The following is a 14,958-nucleotide window of genomic DNA, read 5'->3' on the forward strand; positions in this document are numbered from 1 at the left end:
CCAGTGTCAGCCGGCATTCATTTCAGCAGCGTTGCAGGTCAGTGGCCCTTGCCCTTCTCCACGTCCTTCAGCCAGCCGTTGTGGTGCTTGCGCGCCCAGCCACGGCTGACCCAGCCGTAGAGCATGGCGCCCATCGAGCCCTTCACCCAGATACCGGCGTAGATGTGCACCAGGATGCTGCAGATGAGCACGAAGGCGGCGAAGGCGTGCAGCAGCGACGCCAGGCGGATGATGTCGATGCCGAACCACTGGCTGAAGTACGCCCGCCACATGACGAAGCCGGTCAGCAGCAGCACCAGCATGCACAGCAGCAGGGTCCAGAACAGCAGCTTCTGCCCGGCGTTGTAGCGGCCGACTTCCGGGAGGTTTTCCTCGCGGTTGGCGACCACGTCGCGCCATTGCTTGAGCCATTGCACGTCGCGTTTTTCCATCAGGTTGTGGTGGGCGAAACGCACCACCAGCCCGAGGAAGAACAGGAACATCGCCACCCCGAGGAAGGGGTGGAGGATGCGCGTCCATGGGCCGCCACCGAACAGGTTGGTCAACCAGAACATGGCCGGGTGGAACAGCGCCAGCCCCGAGAGGCCGGCGAGGAAGAACAGGATGGCCACCATCCAGTGGTTGCTCCGTTCGTTGGCGTTGTAGCGCTGGATGTCTTTCTTCATGTCTCGATCCTCGTAGCCCTCACCCCAGCCCTCTCCCCGAAGGAGAGGGGGCAAAAGCGACTGCCTGGGGTGTCATGGGTGCTCACGTGGGTCATAGCGATGCACCGACGGGTCGACCTTGTGCACCGGCGCCTCCGGATCGGAACCACCCGGTTCGTCCTCTTCCACCCGGTTGGGACCGGTGCGGGTGTAGTGGAAGAACCCGGCCAGCACCACCGCGCCCATGGCCAGCAGGCCGAAGGGTTTGCTGATGCCTTTCCACAGGCTGACCAGCGGGCTGATCGCCGGTTTGTCGGGCAGGCCGGCGTAGAGCGAGGGCTGGTCGTTGTGGTGCAGCACGTACATCACGTGCGTGCCGCCCACACCTTCGGGGTCGTACAGCCCGGCGTGCTCGAAGCCGCGCGATTTCAGGTCCTCGATGCGCTCGGCGGCGTGCTCCTTCATGTCCTCCTTGGTGCCGAAGACGATGGCGCCGGTCGGGCAGGTCTTCACGCAGGCCGGCTCCATGCCCACCGCCACGCGGTCGGAACACAGGGTGCACTTGTACGCTTTGTGGTCCTTCTGCGAAATGCGCGGGATGTTGAAGGGGCAGCCGGTGATGCAGTATCCGCAGCCGATGCAGTGGTCCTGGTTGAAGTCGACGATGCCGTTGGCGTACTTCACGATCGCCCCCGGGCTCGGGCAGGCCTTCAGGCAGCCGGGCTCGGCGCAGTGCATGCAGCCGTCCTTGCGGATCAGCCACTCCAGGTTACCGGCCGGCGCTTCGTATTCGGTGAAGCGCATGACCGTCCAGGAGTCGGACGTCAGGTCGATCGGGTTGTCGTAGGTGCCGTGGTTGTGGCCCACCTCGTCGCGCAGCTCGTTCCACTCCGAGCAGGCGACCTGGCAGGCCTTGCAGCCGATGCACTTGGACACGTCGATCAGCTTGGCCACTTCCTCCTCGCGCCGCACCGAGGGCATCGGCGTGGTGGTGGCGGAGCGGGCGTAGATGTCTTGGCTACTCATGCTTCACCTCACGCCTTTTCCACGTTGACGAGGAAGGACTTGAACTCCGGCGTCTGCGTGTTCCCGTCGCCCACGAAGGGGGTCAGGGTGTTGGTCAGGTAGCCGTTGCGCGCGACCCCGGAGAAGCCCCAGTGCAGGGGGATGCCCACGTGGTGCACGGTCTTGCCGTTGACCTGCAGCGGACGAATGCGCTTGGTCACCACCGCCACCGCCTTGATGAAGCCGCGGTTGGAGGAGACCTTCACGCGGTCGCCGGCCTTGATGCCGAGTTCCTTGGCCAGCGCCTCGCCGATCTCGACGAACTGCTCCGGCTGGGCGATGGCATTCAGACGGCAATGCTTGGTCCAGAAGTGGAAGTGTTCGGTGAGCCGGTAGGTGGTCGCGGCGTAGGGGAACTCGTCGGCCTTGCCGAACAGTTCCATGTCGTTCTTGAACACCCGCGCGGCCGGACTGCTGATGGCCTGTGGATTCTTGTGCAGCGGGTTGATCCCGATGGGCGTCTCGAACGGCTCGTAGTGCTCGGGGAACGGGCCCTCGGCCATCTTGTCGACGGCGAAGAAGCGCGCCACGCCTTCGGGGTTCATGATGAACGGATTCATCCCCGCTTCCGGCGCCGAATCGGCCTTGAAGTCCGGGATGTCGGTACCGCCCCAGGCCTTGCCGTTCCACCACACCAGGCGCTTCTTCACCGGGTCCCAGGGCTTGCCGCTGGGGTCGGCCGAGGCGCGGTTGTAGAGGATGCGCCGGTTGGCCGGCCACGCCCAGGCCCAGCCCAGAGTCTGGCCCATGGCGTAGGGATCGCTGTTGTCGCGGCGGGCCATCTGGTTGCCCAGTTGCGTCCAGGAGCCGGCGAAAATCCAGCAACCGCTGGCAGTGCTGCCGTCGTCGCGCAGCAACGCGAAGCCCGGCAGCTGTTCGCCAGCCTTGGCCAGGACCATGCCGTTGGCCGGGTCGACCAGGTCGGCGAGGGCCTTGCCGTTGTACTCCTTGGCCAGCTCGTCCGGGCCGGGCTCGTCGGGTTTCAGGTAGTTCCAGTCCAGGCCGAGGATCGGGTCGGGGAACTTGCCTCCGTCCTTGGCGTAGGCATTGCGCAGGCGGTGATACAGGCCGGCCATGATCGCGATGTCGGTGCGTGCCTCGCCCGGCGGTTCGGCGCCCTTCCAGTGCCATTGCAGCCAGCGGCCGGAGTTGACGATGGAGCCGTCCTCCTCGGCGAAGCAACTGGTGGGCAGGCGGAACACGGTGGTCTGGATGGCCTTGCTGTCCACCTCGTTGAACTCGCCGGCGTTGCGCCAGAATTCCGAGGTCTCGGTGGCCAGCGGGTCCATCACCACCATCCACTTCAGCTTGGCCAGCGCGGCGCTGACCTTGGCCTTGTTGGGGAAGGAGGCGATGGGGTTGAAGCCCTGGCAGAAGTAACCGTTGACCTTGCCCTGGTACATCATGTCGAAGTAGCGCAGCACGTCGTAGCCGGCACCGGGCATGTCGAGCTTGGGCAGCCAGTCGTAGCACCAGTTGTTGTCCTTGGTGGCCGACTTGCCGAACCAGGCCTTCATCAGGCTGACGTGGAACTTGGGATAGTTCTGCCAGTAGGACAGCTGCCCCGGGCGCAGCGGTTTGGCCGTGCGCTTGGCGATGTAGGCGTTGTAGTCCTGCTCGGCATCGCCGGCCAGGGTCAGGTAGCCGGGCAGCGAGTTGGACAGCAGCCCCAGGTCGGTCAGGCCCTGGATGTTGGAGTGGCCGCGCAGGGCGTTCATGCCGCCGCCGGGCATGCCGATGTTGCCCAGCAGCAGCTGGACCATCGCGCCGGTGCGGATCATCTGTGCGCCCACCGAGTGCTGGGTCCAGCCCAGGGCGTACATGATGGTCATCACCTTGTCCGGTGCCGCAGTGGTGGAAATCTCTTCCCACACCTTGAGCATCATGTCCTTGGGCGTGCCGCAGATGTTGCTCACTACGTCCGGCGTATAGCGGCTGTAGTGCTGCTTCATCAGGTTGAAGACGCAGCGCGGGTGCGCCAGGGTCGGGTCGACCTTGGCGAAGCCGTCCTCGCCCAGTTCGTACTGCCAGGAGGACTTGTCCGGGTAGGTGCGCTTCTCGGCGTCGTAGCCGTTGAACAGCCCGTCGTCGAAGCCGAAGCCTTCCTTCACGATGAAGGAGACGTCGGTGTAGTTGTGCACGTATTCCTTCTGGTACTTGCCGTTTTCCAGCAAGTAGTTGATCAGGCCGCCGAGGAAGGCGATGTCCGTGCCGGTACGGATGGGCGCGTAGTAATCGGCCACCGACGCGGAACGGGTGAATCGCGGGTCGACCACCAGCAGGCGCGCCTTGTTGTGCGCCTTGGCTTCGGTCACCCACTTGAAGCCGCACGGGTGCGCTTCAGCAGCGTTGCCGCCCATGATCAGGATCAGATCGGCATTCTTGATGTCGGTCCAATGGTTGGTCATGGCTCCACGGCCAAACGTCGGGGCAAGACTTGCCACCGTCGGGCCGTGTCAGACACGCGCTTGGTTATCGAACGCCAGCAGTCCCAGGGAACGCACCACCTTGTGGGTGATGTAGCCCGCTTCGTTGGAGGACGCCGACGCGGCCAGGAAGCCGGTGGTCAGCCAGCGGTTCACCGTCTGGCCCTGGGCGTTCTTCTCGATGAAGTTGGCGTCGCGGTCTTCCTTCACCAGCTTGGCGATGCGGTCCAGCGCCTCGTCCCAGCCGATGCGCTTCCACTCGCTGGAGCCCGCCTCGCGGATTTGCGGGTACTTCAGGCGGTTGGGGCTGTGGACGAAGTCCAGCAGGCCGGCGCCTTTGGGGCAGAGGGTGCCGCGGTTGACCGGGTGATCGGAATCACCCTCGATGTGGATGATGTTCTGCGCAACGTTCTTCGCCGCATCACCCTGGCTGTACATGAGGATGCCGCAGCCTACCGAGCAATACGGGCAGGTGTTGCGGGTCTCGACGGTGCGCGCAAGCTTGAAGTGGCGGACCTGGTCGGCGAATGCATCCGGGGGTGCGACCCCGAGTGCCGCCAGGCTCGATCCTCCAAGGCCTACAGCGCAGACCTTGAAGAATTGCCGACGGTTCATATCCATCGTGCGTCTCCTGATCAGGCAGCGTACGTCCGGTACATGGCCGGACCCCTGCTGCTTAAAAGATAGCCAAGCCGGGCCGATGCGCCAGCTTGAGCGGGGCAGACCATGCACGCTGGGGGTTTGCGGCGCATTGACGCGCGTCAGTCCGTCCCCCGGATCGGACGGGGCAATACTCCCGAAGGGGAGTCAGGGGTAGGCGCAGGAGATACTGCTACCGTCGGGACGGCACGCCGACTGCTGACGCTCGGGTTGGAGGGACTGGTGCAACCCCAGAAGGGCCAGCCCGATGAGAATCGCGAGCAGGTAATGGCGCGCATGTCTTCTTCTTATCGCTTTCATGACGTCCTCCCGTCACTTCAGCTTGCGATCGGGGCACGAAGCCCTGCCATAAGGAAAAGTCTGCGGCCGATCTGCCCGCTGTCAACCGCCGGCTTGACCGAAATGCCCGAACGGCACGGCATTCGGGCCGTTCACCGACGCACGGCAAGCCAATAGGGTGATGGGAACTCAAATGCCCACGGTTTATTCCATGTCCGCTCCCGCCTCGCCCTACCCTCACCTGCTCGCCCCGCTCGACCTGGGCTTCACCCAGCTGCGCAACCGCGTGGTGATGGGCTCGATGCACACCGGGCTGGAGGACCGCCTGTGGGACTTCGGCAAGCTCGCCGCCTACTACCGCGAGCGGGCGCGCGGCGGCGTCGGGCTGATCATCACCGGAGGCTTCGCGCCCAACCGCGAAGGCTGGCTGCTGCCGCTGGGCAGCAGCCTCACCAGCGGCCTGCAGGTGCCGGCACACCGACGCCTGACCCAGGCGGTGCAGCGCGAGGGCGGCAAGATCCTCCTGCAGATCCTGCATGCCGGGCGCTATGGCTATCACCCGCTGGTGGTGTCCGCCTCGCCGATCAAGTCACCGATCAGCTGGTTCAGTCCGCGCGAACTCTCCGAGCGCGGCATCCTGCGCACCATCGCCGCGTTCGTCCGCTGCGCGAAGCTGGCCCAAGCCGCCGGTTATGACGGCGTGGAGATCATGGGCAGCGAGGGCTACCTGCTGAACCAGTTCCTCTGCCCGCGCACCAACCAGCGCCGCGACCGCTGGGGCGGCGACCTGGGCAACCGCATGCGCCTGCCGCTGGAGATCGTCCGGCGCATCCGCCGCGCAGTGGGCGAGCGCTTCATCATCAGCTATCGATTGTCGCTGCTGGATCTGGTGGAAGGCGGCAATAGCTGGGACGAGGTGCGCACCGTTGCCCGTGCGCTGGAAAGCGCCGGCATCGACCTGCTCAACACCGGCATCGGCTGGCACGAGTCGCGGGTGCCGACCATCGTCACCTCGGTACCGCGCGCGGCCTTCGCCGAAGTCAGCGCGCGCCTGCGCCGCGAGCTGCGGGTACCGGTGATCGCCAGCAACCGCATCAACACCCCGGAGGTCGCCGAACGACTGCTCGCTGAAGGCCACGCGGACATGGTCTCCATGGCCCGCCCGCTGCTGGCCGACCCGCAGTTCGTGGCCAAGGCCGCCGCCGGGCGCGCCAAGGCGATCAACACCTGCATCGCCTGCAACCAGGCCTGCCTCGACCACGCCTTCGCCAACCGCCGCGCCAGCTGCCTGGTGAACCCGCGCGCGGCCTTCGAGACCGAGCTGCGCTACCGCAAGGCCAGAGTGCACAAGCGCATCGCAGTGATCGGCGCAGGTCCCGCCGGGCTTTCCGCCGCCTGCGTGGCCGCCGAGCGCGGACACCGGGTGACGCTGTTCGAGGCCAGTAGGGAGATCGGCGGGCAGTTCAACCTGGCCAAGCGTGTGCCGGGCAAGGAGGAGTTCCACGAGACGCTACGCTACTTCGCCGTGCGGCTGGGCGAACTGGACGTCGAGGTGCAGTTGGGCCGGCGTATCAAACGCGGCGAACTGAGCGGGGAATACGACGAGGTGATAGTCGCCACCGGTATCCGGCCGCGCACGCCGTCGATTCCGGGGATCACCCATCCCAAGGTACTCAGCTACCTCGACGTGCTGCGCGGCGCACCGGTGGGCGAGAAGGTCGCGCTGATCGGCGCCGGCGGCATCGGCTTCGACGTCGCCAGTTTCCTCCTCGCCGAACGCGACGGCCCGCAACCGCTGGGCGAATGGCTGGGCCAGTGGGGCATCGACCTGGACAACGCCACGCCGGGCGGGCTGATCCCGCCGATCGCAGCGGCGCCCCGCCGGCAGCTCTGGCTGCTGCAACGCAAGGCCGGTCAACCCGGCGCGGGGCTGGGCAAGACCAGCGGCTGGGTGCACCGCGCTCACCTCAAGCAGCACCACGTGCATATGCAGGGCGGCGTGGAGTACCTGCACATCGACGATGACGGCCTGCATCTGCGCATCGATGGCCAGAAGCAGTGCCTAGGGGTAGACAACGTGGTGATCTGCGCCGGGCAGGAGCCCTTGCTGGAACTGCAACCGACGCTGGCGGCGGAGAACCTGCGCTACCACGTGATCGGCGGCGCGAACGTGGCGCGGGAGCTAGATGCCAAGCGGGCAATCCGCGAGGGCGCGGTGCTCGCCGCTCGGCTGTAGGTTCAGCGCCTACGAGGAGGCAATCTCCCACAAGCATCTCAGCTAGGGCGACTGTAATCTGTTAGATTACAGTCCAGCGATGATCAGGAGCTTCCGCCACAAAGGGCTGCGCGCCCTTTACCAGCAGGGTGATACTCGCGGAGTGAGGGCCGATCACGTGCCCAGGCTGCAACGCATCCTTGCCGCACTGGATACCGCCAACAGCCCCAGGGACATGGACCTGCCCGGTTACCGCCTGCATGGACTGAAAGGCCCGCTGTCCGGCTACTGGGCCGTCAGCGTCTCAGGCAACTGGCGGGTCATCTTCCGCTTCATCGACAGCGACGCGGAGCTGCTGGACTATCTCGACTACCACTGACCGGAGGACCACTGCATGGCGATGCACAACCCGCCCCACCCTGGCGAAATCCTCCTTGAGGATGCGTTGCCGGAACTTTGCCTTTCCGTGACCGCGCTGGCGGCTCACCTTGGTGTAAGCCGGCCGCACCTGTCCAGGGTTCTCCATGGCCGTGCGCCCATCAGTGCCGATCTGGCCTGGCGTCTGGAACAGGCCGGCGTGGGCGTCGCCCGCCACTGGCTGGCGATGCAGGCCGCCTACGACCTCTGGCAGGTCAGTCAGCAGTCCCACCCGCACATCGCCCGATTGCAGGCAGTAGCGTAAGCCCCTGCCGATCAGAGCTGGGCCTGGGACTCCAGTAACACCTTGATCGCCTGCAAATCCTTCTCCACCCACTGCGCATCCCGTTGAAAGGTGGCGTCGTCCATCTGCGGCTGGCGAAACAGCGTGAGCTGCAACTCGCAGCCCTCGCCATTGGCGATCAGCCGCAGCGGAATATGGATCGCCGGGCTGTCCTCGGGCAGCACCGCATGGTCCAGAACGCCGAATGCGTTGCGCGGTGAAAAGCGCACCCGCAGCGGCCCCTGCGGCGTCTGCGCCAGCCACAGGTCGCCTTGCAGCGGCTCGATCGCGTGGCACAGCCCCGACGCCCAGCGCGGGAAGTTCTGCGGCGCGGCGAGAAATTCGTAGGCTTCGCTCCAGCGTCGCTCGATGCGAACACTCAGGGTGCGGGAGGGCAAGGTCGTCATGGCGGCTCCAGGAGTCGGGGCGGAGAGAAACTCCAGTCTGGTGCATACTAGCCGGCTGCCCTTTTCGCTTCGATTGCCCAGGAGTCATTCCATGCCCACGCCGCCCTGGTGGATGTTCGTACTACCCCTGATCGCCGGCGCCTGCCTGCCGTTGCAAGCCGGCATCAACGGCCAGTTGGCCAAACAGGTGTCCAGCGTGCTGGCCGCCGCGCTGATCTCTTTCTTCGTCGGCACCATGGGCCTGCTGGTGCTGACCCTGGCCAACCGGGAGTTCCCCAGCATCAATGCCCTGCGCGAGCTGCCGTGGTGGCAGTGGTGTGGCGGCTTCCTCGGCATGTTCTTCATCTTCATCGCCGCCTTCGCCGCGCCGCGCGTCGGTGCGCTGATGTTCATGGTGCTGGTGCTCGCCGGCCAACTGGGCATGGCCATGACCCTCGATCACTTCGGCTGGGCCGGTTTCCGCGAAGCGCCGGTCAGCGGCCTCAAGGTCGCCGGCATGGCCGCCATCGCCGTCGGCATCTGGATGATCCGCAAGGGCTGATAAGCTGGAAGACAGCGGACGCTGCGCTCGCCGGAGAATCCCATGACCGACATCCAGGTGATCCTGGTCGACGAACACGACAACCCGATCGGCACGATGGAGAAGCACGCGGCGCATCACCAGGGGCTGCGCCACCGGGCCATCTCGGTGTACCTGTTCAACGGTGCCGGCGAGCTGCTGCTGCAACGCCGCGCCCTGGGCAAGTACCACTGCGGCGGACTGTGGAGCAACAGCTGCTGCGGCCACCCGTACCCGGACGAGTCGGCGCAGCACGCCGCCGAGCGCCGGTTGCGCGAGGAAATGGGCGTACAGGTCTCGCTGCACAAGCTGTTCGAGTTCAGCTATCGCCTGGAGCTGGCCAACGGCATGACCGAGCACGAGTACGGCCACCTGTTCGGCGCCATCGACGACCAGACGCCGCACCCGGATCCCGCGGAAGCCGACGACTTCCGCTATATCGCCCTGGCCGACCTGGAAACCGAGATGGCCGCGCACCCGGAGCGCTTCACGCCGTGGTTCCGCCTCTGCTACCCGAGCTTCCGCCAATACCTGCACGACCACGGCGGGCTCGCGGTCCTCTCCGCACACCAGGGTCCTCAGTTCGTCGAAAGGCCGCGCAATTCTTCGCGCCGGCCACTATGATGCGCGCCTCGCTTCACCCTGCCGAATGCCGCCATGAGAAAACCCCCGCTGATCGCCAACGCCGAACTGGACCGCCTGGAAACCTGGGCCAAGTACACCTCGGGTCTGTGCAAGGATTGCAACGCCACCTGCTGCACCATGCCGGCGGAAGTGAACGTCAACGACCTGATCCGCATCGGCGTCGTCGATGAATTCGAGCGCGACGAGCCGGCGAAGAACATCGCCAAGCGCCTGCTGAAGGAAGGCATCGTCGAGCGCTTCAACCAGAAGAGCGGCATCTTCACCCTGACCCGCACCAGCAACGGCGACTGCTACTTCCTCGATCGCAAGACGCGCCTGTGCACCGTCTACGCCAAGCGCCCGGACACCTGCCGCAACCACCCGCAGGTCGGCCCGCGCCCCGGCTACTGCGCCTATCGCAAGAAAGCGGATTGATCGACACGGACTGAAATCCCGGGCACTCCCGGCTCGCTATACTGCGGGCCAATTCAGGAGCCCCGCATGAATCCCCTGCTCGAAGCCTGGCGTCACCAGCCGACCCACCGCCGGGTCTGGGCGCTGGCCGCGCCGATGATCCTCTCCAACGTCTCCGTGCCCCTGGTCACCCTGGTGGACAGCGCGGTCATCGGCCACCTGCCGCACGCCCACCAGCTGGGTGCGGTGGCCGTCGGCGGCGGGCTCTACACCCTGCTGGTGGGCGTGCTGGGTTTCCTGCGCATGGGCACCACCGGCTTCGCCGCCCAGGCCGCCGGCCGCAGCGACGGCGGCGCGCTGCGGCGCATCCTTGGCCAGGGCCTGCTGCTCGCCCTGGGACTGGCGCTGCTGCTCGGCGCCTTGGCGGTGCCGCTGACCGATCCGGCCCTGGCGCTGATGCGTCCCTCCGCCGAGCTCGACACACTGGCCCGCGAGTTCTTCCACATCCGCCTGCTCGGCCTGCCGGCGGCGCTGGCCACCTACGCGCTGGTCGGCTGGTTCCTCGGTACGCAGAATGCCCGCGCGCCGCTGGCGATCCTGCTCACCACCAACCTGATCAACATCGCCCTCGATCTGTGGTTCGTGCTCGGCCTGGAATGGGGCGTGGCCGGCGCCGCGCGGGCCTCGGTGATCGCCGAGTGGAGCGGTGCATTGCTCGGCCTCGCGCTGACCGGCGGAGCGCTCAAGCGCTACCCCGGCCAGCCGGACTGGACGCGCCTGCGTGCCTGGGCGAGCTGGCGGCCGCTGTTGATGGTCAACCGCGACATTTTCATCCGCAGCCTGGCCCTGCAGGGTGTGTTCTTCCTGCTCACCGTGCAGGGCACGCGCCTGGGCGACGCCACGGTGGCCGCCAATGCGCTGCTGCTCAATGGCCTGATGGTCACCTCCTATGCCCTGGACGGTCTCGCCCACGCGGTGGAGGCCCTGTGCGGCCATGCCATCGGCGGCCGCGACCGCACCGCGCTGCGGCGCTCGCTGGTGGTGGCCTGCGGCTGGTCGCTGATCGCCAGCCTCCTGTTCGTGGCCTTCTTCACCTTCGGCGGGCACCTGTTCATCGCCCTGCAGAGCGATATCCCCGAGGTGCGCGCCACCGCCGACCAATACCTGCCCTACCTCGCCTGCCTGCCGCTGATCGGCCTGTGGAGCTACCTGCTGGACGGCCTGTTCATCGGCGCTACCCGCGCCCGCGAGATGCGCAACGCCATGCTCCTGGCCTGCGCCGCCAGCCTGCCGCTGGGCCTGTTGCTGCAACCCTTCGGTAATCACGGTTTGTGGCTGACCTTCCTATGCTTCATGTTGCTGCGCGGGCTGATTCTCGGGGCCTACGCCTGGAGGCTGACGCGCCACGACGCCTGGCAGGTGCCCGCCGAGACGTGAGACGCTGGCGACTGCGTTTGCACATCTCAGGCCGATCCCACTACACCCTCCACCCACCGAAGGCCCCACCAGAAGGACCCGCTCCATGGCCCAAGCCATTGCCGCCTACCTGCACTACCTGTCGATCTTCGTCCTGTTCGCCCTGCTGGTGCTGGAGCACCGCCTGTTCCGCTTGCCGCTGGACCTGGAGCGTGCGCGCAGCCTGATCGTCGTCGACATCGGCTATGGCGCCTGCGCCGGTGTGGTGCTGCTGACCGGCGCAGCGCGGGTGCTGTGGTTCGCCAAAGGCACCGAGTACTACCTGCACAACAGCCTGTTCCACGCCAAGATCGGACTGTTCGTGCTGGTCGCGCTGCTGTCGATCCTGCCGACCATGACCTTCCTCAACTGGCGCAACGACCTCAGGGCCGGCCGCGTGCCGCAGGTCAGCGCGCGCCAGTGCAGACTGGTAACCATGACCATCCGCCTGGAGTTGCTGGTCCTGTTGATCCTGCCGCTGCTGGCCACCCTGATGGCGCGCGGCTACGGAATGATCGGCTGATACCGACGCCGCACTGATCGGCACAGTCCCACGAAGCTTCGGGACAACTCCGATTCCGGCGCCTCCCTGATCCAAGGATGCTCCTGCGCAGCCCGCCGAACTGCCGCAGGACATCCCCATGCACCCTCCCGCCACCCGCCTCGCTTTCCTGCTCAGCCTTGGCCTGGGCGGCTGCGCGAGCAACGACTTCACCCTGGAGGCCGATCTGCCCGGTGACTTCAAGTTCACCGGCGATGCCTTGTACGTCGCCCCGCACAACAGCGCCTGCACCCAGGAGAGCCGGCACCGCCTCTTCGAAACCCCGGGCAATGGCGAGCGGCCACGTCGCATCAGCTTCGTGGTGCCGCTCGAACAACGCCGCGACGGCTGCACGCTTGAACTGAGCGGCATCCGTATCGAGCTCGATGGCAGCTCGTTGCCCATCTACTCCGACAGCAATCGCGCCGACGTCGCCCTGGCGGGCCTGGTCGTTCGCGACCGGCTGCCCGCCGGTGAGCCCGAGATGCCTCGCCAGGGCACGCTCATCTTCGACGGCCAGTGTCGCTGGATTGCCCCGGCGGACGGCAGCCCCAGGAGCCTCTACTGCCGCGCGTCGGACCTGCAGGGGCAGTGGTTCGAAGGCGCCCCCGGCGGCGTGGTGCAGCGCAACCGGCTGGCCGGGCGCACCGTTCGCCTGGCCATCGCCATGCCGGCGGAACCACCTGCGATAGCCGGCGAAAACCCCGGCGCAACTCAGCGCTGAGCCGCGAGCAATTCCCCCAGGCGCCGCCGCAAGGCGGGCACGTCCTGCTCCGCCGGCCATAGGTGGAAGCGCTCGCCCAACACCGCCAGCAACTCGTCCGCATCCTCGATGCTGTGTTGCTCGACCGCGCCGCTGGCGGTACGCCGGGTGAACTGGCCGTTGTACAGCGACAACCGGGCACCGTCCTCGCTGAAGGCCACGCGCAGGGAAAGGCGGAACACGCTCTGCGGATGGGTCGAGGTGTACCAGTTGCGCATGGCGTAATCGATCCACGGCTGCGGCTGCAGGGTGAAGCGGTACAGCGTTTGCCAGCCGGAGCTGGAGCGGGCCGCCATCTCCAGCTCGCCGCCCAACTCGCCGGTCAGGCGCCAGCCACCGGGCAACTCCTCGTTCAGCCGCAGCGGCAACGCGCGGGGCGATGCCGGGCCGCCAAAGCCGATGTCCACCAGGTACGCGCCTTCCTCCAGGTCGACCCGCAGCAGCAGGTGCGACTGCGGGGTCAGCGGCGCGTCGGCCGGCAAGCCCCAGCGCACCCGTCCGACCAGCAGCGTCACCCGGTAATCGAGGCTGGTCAGCAGGCGCGCGAAAAGGTTGTTCAGCTCGAAGCAGTAGCCGCCACGGCGCTGCTCCACCACCTTGGCGAAGACCGCCTGCGGGTCGATGTCCACGTCCTTTTCCAGGAGCACATCGAGGTTCTCGAAGGGCAACTGGTGCAGCGCCGCGTCGATCAGCCGATCGAGGTTCGCCAGGCTCGGCGCCGGGCGTTCCAATGGCAGGCCGAGGCGGGCCAGGGTGGCGTCGAGCTGGTCGGCGGTGAAGGGGCTGAGCGGGGTCATGCGAATCTCCTTTCGCGAAACATTCAATGGGTGGGTTCGGGGATCACCAGCGGACCGCAGTGCTCGTCGCTGATGATCACCGCGAGCAGCCGGGCCGGCTCGCTGGCGCTGGGGTTCTCGGCGAACAGGTGCAGCTCGCCATTGGGTTCGAACCAGGTTTCCCCGGCGCCGTAGGTCCGTGCCGGCAAGCCCTGCATCTGTGAGCGCACCTGGCCGCTGACAACGATAGCGGTGACCGCGCCGGGGTGCCGGTGCGCGGGCGTAAAGCCATTGGGCGGGAAGTCCACCCGCAGCGTGGTGACGACCTTGCCGGGCAGCTCCGCCAGCGGTTCACAGGACAGGCGGCTGACCTGGGTAGCCGGCCGCGCGCCGGCCTGGGGTTGCGCCTGGCCGGCGGAGAGCTGGACCAGGGGACGCGACCAGGGCTGCCAGAGCAGCGCACCGGCCGCCACGGCGGCGACCAGCAACAGTCCGGCGCGAACCTCACGGCCCAACGCGGGGCTCACGGGCGAGCTCCCTGCAAGCGGAAGCCCGGCTGCCAACCCAGGCGGTGGCGGGCCTTGGCAGAGCTGACCTCGATGTCCTGCTCGGCCACGTTGTAGCAACCCCGCGCGCCCCACTCCAGCGCCAGCAACGCGGCATGGGCGGCGTCATCCACATGCACGGCCAGGCGCGGGTCCGGTGCTTCGCTGCCGGTTCCCGGCCCATACAGCCGGCCGTAGCGCAGCACGATGCCTGCCATGGGCGCAGCGTCAAGCACGGCGGTCTCCAGTGCCGCCACAGCGCCGACGCTGATGGCGCGACCACCGTCAGCCTCCAGGTCCAGCGGCTGCTCCTCGTGCAGCGGCAATTCGCCCGGGGCATAGGCCCAGGCGATGCTCTGCGCCACCATGCGCTCGGCGCCAGCGGCCAGGGCGGCGGCCACCAGGTTGGCGGTGCCTTCGCGGCGCAGGCGGGCATTGCGAAGCTGGGCGGCGGGCATCTGCACCGGGTCCAGGCCGGCCGGCAGGTCGGTGAGCTGATGGATGACCCAGCGCGGCTGGAACGCCACCACGGCCTCGCGCAGTGCCGTGGCGTCGTAGACGTCCAGGACACTCGCCCGGGCGCCCGCCGCCTCCAGCGCGGCGGCGCGCTGCGGCGAACGGCTCACGGCAAGCACCTGGTAACCGCGCTCCAGCAGCAGCGGCAGCAGGCGTTTGCCGATGGCGCCGCTGGCACCGGCGAAGAACACTTTCATGCACATGGTCGACCTCGAAACGGACGGCTGGGACAGGCGCCCAATCTAGCCGCGCCATGCCCCAGCCCACAGAGCCAAGATCATTCAAACTCACTGGGACATGAAGCCATGGCAGTTGATCCAGATCCGCGCAGAACCGCCGTCATCGTCTATAACAAACGGCTCAATACCC

The 14,958-nt window shown here is 67.0% G+C and carries 16 protein-coding genes; 9 read left to right on the plus strand and 7 right to left on the minus strand.

Features of this window, described 5'->3' with window-relative positions:
- Nucleotides 1–38: 38 nt before the first annotated feature.
- The 3 genes from ACNFBT_RS12750 to fdnG all read right to left on the minus strand — a co-directional run bounded on the left by ACNFBT_RS12750 (nt 39) and on the right by fdnG (nt 4,756).
- Nucleotides 39–665: a formate dehydrogenase subunit gamma gene (locus ACNFBT_RS12750; RefSeq protein WP_416749798.1), complete on the minus strand. Its 627-nt coding sequence runs from the start codon at nt 663–665 to the stop codon at nt 39–41.
- Between the two features lie 72 nt (nt 666–737).
- A complete protein-coding gene (gene fdxH / locus ACNFBT_RS12755; RefSeq protein ID WP_416749800.1) occupies nt 738–1,670 on the minus strand; it encodes a formate dehydrogenase subunit beta in 933 nt (310 codons plus the stop codon).
- Between the two features lie 8 nt (nt 1,671–1,678).
- Nucleotides 1,679–4,756: a formate dehydrogenase-N subunit alpha gene (gene fdnG, locus ACNFBT_RS12760; protein WP_416749802.1), complete on the minus strand. Its 3,078-nt coding sequence runs from the start codon at nt 4,754–4,756 to the stop codon at nt 1,679–1,681.
- Between the two features lie 529 nt (nt 4,757–5,285).
- Between fdnG and ACNFBT_RS12765 the strand changes: the two genes are divergently transcribed.
- From ACNFBT_RS12765 to ACNFBT_RS12775, 3 genes are all read left to right on the plus strand, one after another.
- The gene (locus ACNFBT_RS12765) at nt 5,286–7,310 is read left to right on the plus strand and encodes an FAD-dependent oxidoreductase (protein ID WP_416749804.1); all 2,025 of its coding nucleotides are present in this window, start codon (nt 5,286–5,288) and stop codon (nt 7,308–7,310) included.
- A gap of 79 nt (nt 7,311–7,389) precedes the next feature.
- Nucleotides 7,390–7,668, plus strand: coding sequence for a type II toxin-antitoxin system RelE/ParE family toxin (locus ACNFBT_RS12770; protein ID WP_416749806.1), 279 nt, complete (start codon nt 7,390–7,392; stop codon nt 7,666–7,668).
- A gap of 15 nt (nt 7,669–7,683) precedes the next feature.
- Nucleotides 7,684–7,971: a HigA family addiction module antitoxin gene (locus ACNFBT_RS12775; RefSeq protein ID WP_416749808.1), complete on the plus strand. Its 288-nt coding sequence runs from the start codon at nt 7,684–7,686 to the stop codon at nt 7,969–7,971.
- Between the two features lie 11 nt (nt 7,972–7,982).
- On the opposite strand, the gene ACNFBT_RS12780 is transcribed toward ACNFBT_RS12775, so the two are convergent.
- The gene (locus ACNFBT_RS12780; RefSeq protein ID WP_416749810.1) at nt 7,983–8,396 is read right to left on the minus strand and encodes an SRPBCC family protein; all 414 of its coding nucleotides are present in this window, start codon (nt 8,394–8,396) and stop codon (nt 7,983–7,985) included.
- A 91-nt stretch (nt 8,397–8,487) separates the two neighbouring features.
- On the opposite strand from ACNFBT_RS12780, the gene ACNFBT_RS12785 reads away from it, so the two are divergent.
- From ACNFBT_RS12785 to ACNFBT_RS12810, 6 genes are all read left to right on the plus strand, one after another.
- A complete protein-coding gene (locus ACNFBT_RS12785) occupies nt 8,488–8,937 on the plus strand; it encodes a DMT family transporter (protein ID WP_416749812.1) in 450 nt (149 codons plus the stop codon).
- Between the two features lie 42 nt (nt 8,938–8,979).
- Nucleotides 8,980–9,579 carry an isopentenyl-diphosphate Delta-isomerase gene (idi, locus tag ACNFBT_RS12790; RefSeq protein ID WP_416749814.1) on the plus strand — a complete coding sequence of 200 codons (600 nt, stop codon included), beginning with the start codon at nt 8,980–8,982 and terminating at the stop codon, nt 9,577–9,579.
- A 33-nt stretch (nt 9,580–9,612) separates the two neighbouring features.
- On the plus strand, nt 9,613–10,014 hold the full coding sequence (locus ACNFBT_RS12795; protein ID WP_243804510.1) for a YkgJ family cysteine cluster protein: 402 nt from the start codon (nt 9,613–9,615) through the stop codon (nt 10,012–10,014).
- Nucleotides 10,015–10,080: 66 nt separating this feature from the next.
- A complete protein-coding gene (locus tag ACNFBT_RS12800) occupies nt 10,081–11,430 on the plus strand; it encodes an MATE family efflux transporter (RefSeq protein WP_416749817.1) in 1,350 nt (449 codons plus the stop codon).
- An 85-nt stretch (nt 11,431–11,515) separates the two neighbouring features.
- Complete coding sequence (locus tag ACNFBT_RS12805; RefSeq protein ID WP_416749819.1) at nt 11,516–11,971, plus strand: DUF2214 family protein; 456 nt, start codon at nt 11,516–11,518, stop codon at nt 11,969–11,971.
- Between the two features lie 118 nt (nt 11,972–12,089).
- The gene (locus tag ACNFBT_RS12810) at nt 12,090–12,713 is read left to right on the plus strand and encodes a hypothetical protein (RefSeq protein ID WP_416749821.1); all 624 of its coding nucleotides are present in this window, start codon (nt 12,090–12,092) and stop codon (nt 12,711–12,713) included.
- Here the strand turns inward: ACNFBT_RS12810 and ACNFBT_RS12815 are convergent.
- From ACNFBT_RS12815 to ACNFBT_RS12825, 3 genes are read right to left on the minus strand one after another with little or no spacing between them, the layout of a single operon-like run.
- Nucleotides 12,704–13,549 carry an arylamine N-acetyltransferase family protein gene (locus ACNFBT_RS12815; RefSeq protein ID WP_416749823.1) on the minus strand — a complete coding sequence of 282 codons (846 nt, stop codon included), beginning with the start codon at nt 13,547–13,549 and terminating at the stop codon, nt 12,704–12,706. The genes ACNFBT_RS12810 and ACNFBT_RS12815 overlap by 10 nt on opposite strands.
- A 23-nt stretch (nt 13,550–13,572) precedes the next feature.
- Nucleotides 13,573–14,055, minus strand: a complete 483-nt coding sequence (locus ACNFBT_RS12820) for a cupin domain-containing protein (protein ID WP_416749825.1) — start codon at nt 14,053–14,055, stop codon at nt 13,573–13,575.
- Nucleotides 14,052–14,792 (minus strand): NAD-dependent epimerase/dehydratase family protein, encoded by a 741-nt coding sequence (locus ACNFBT_RS12825; protein ID WP_416749827.1) that lies wholly within the window; start codon nt 14,790–14,792, stop codon nt 14,052–14,054. Before ACNFBT_RS12825 ends, ACNFBT_RS12820 begins: the two co-directional genes overlap by 4 nt.
- Between the last annotated feature and the right edge of the window lie 166 nt (nt 14,793–14,958).

It is taken from the genome of Pseudomonas sp. NY15181 (genome assembly GCF_048068055.1).
Lineage (GTDB): Bacteria > Pseudomonadota > Gammaproteobacteria > Pseudomonadales > Pseudomonadaceae > Pseudomonas.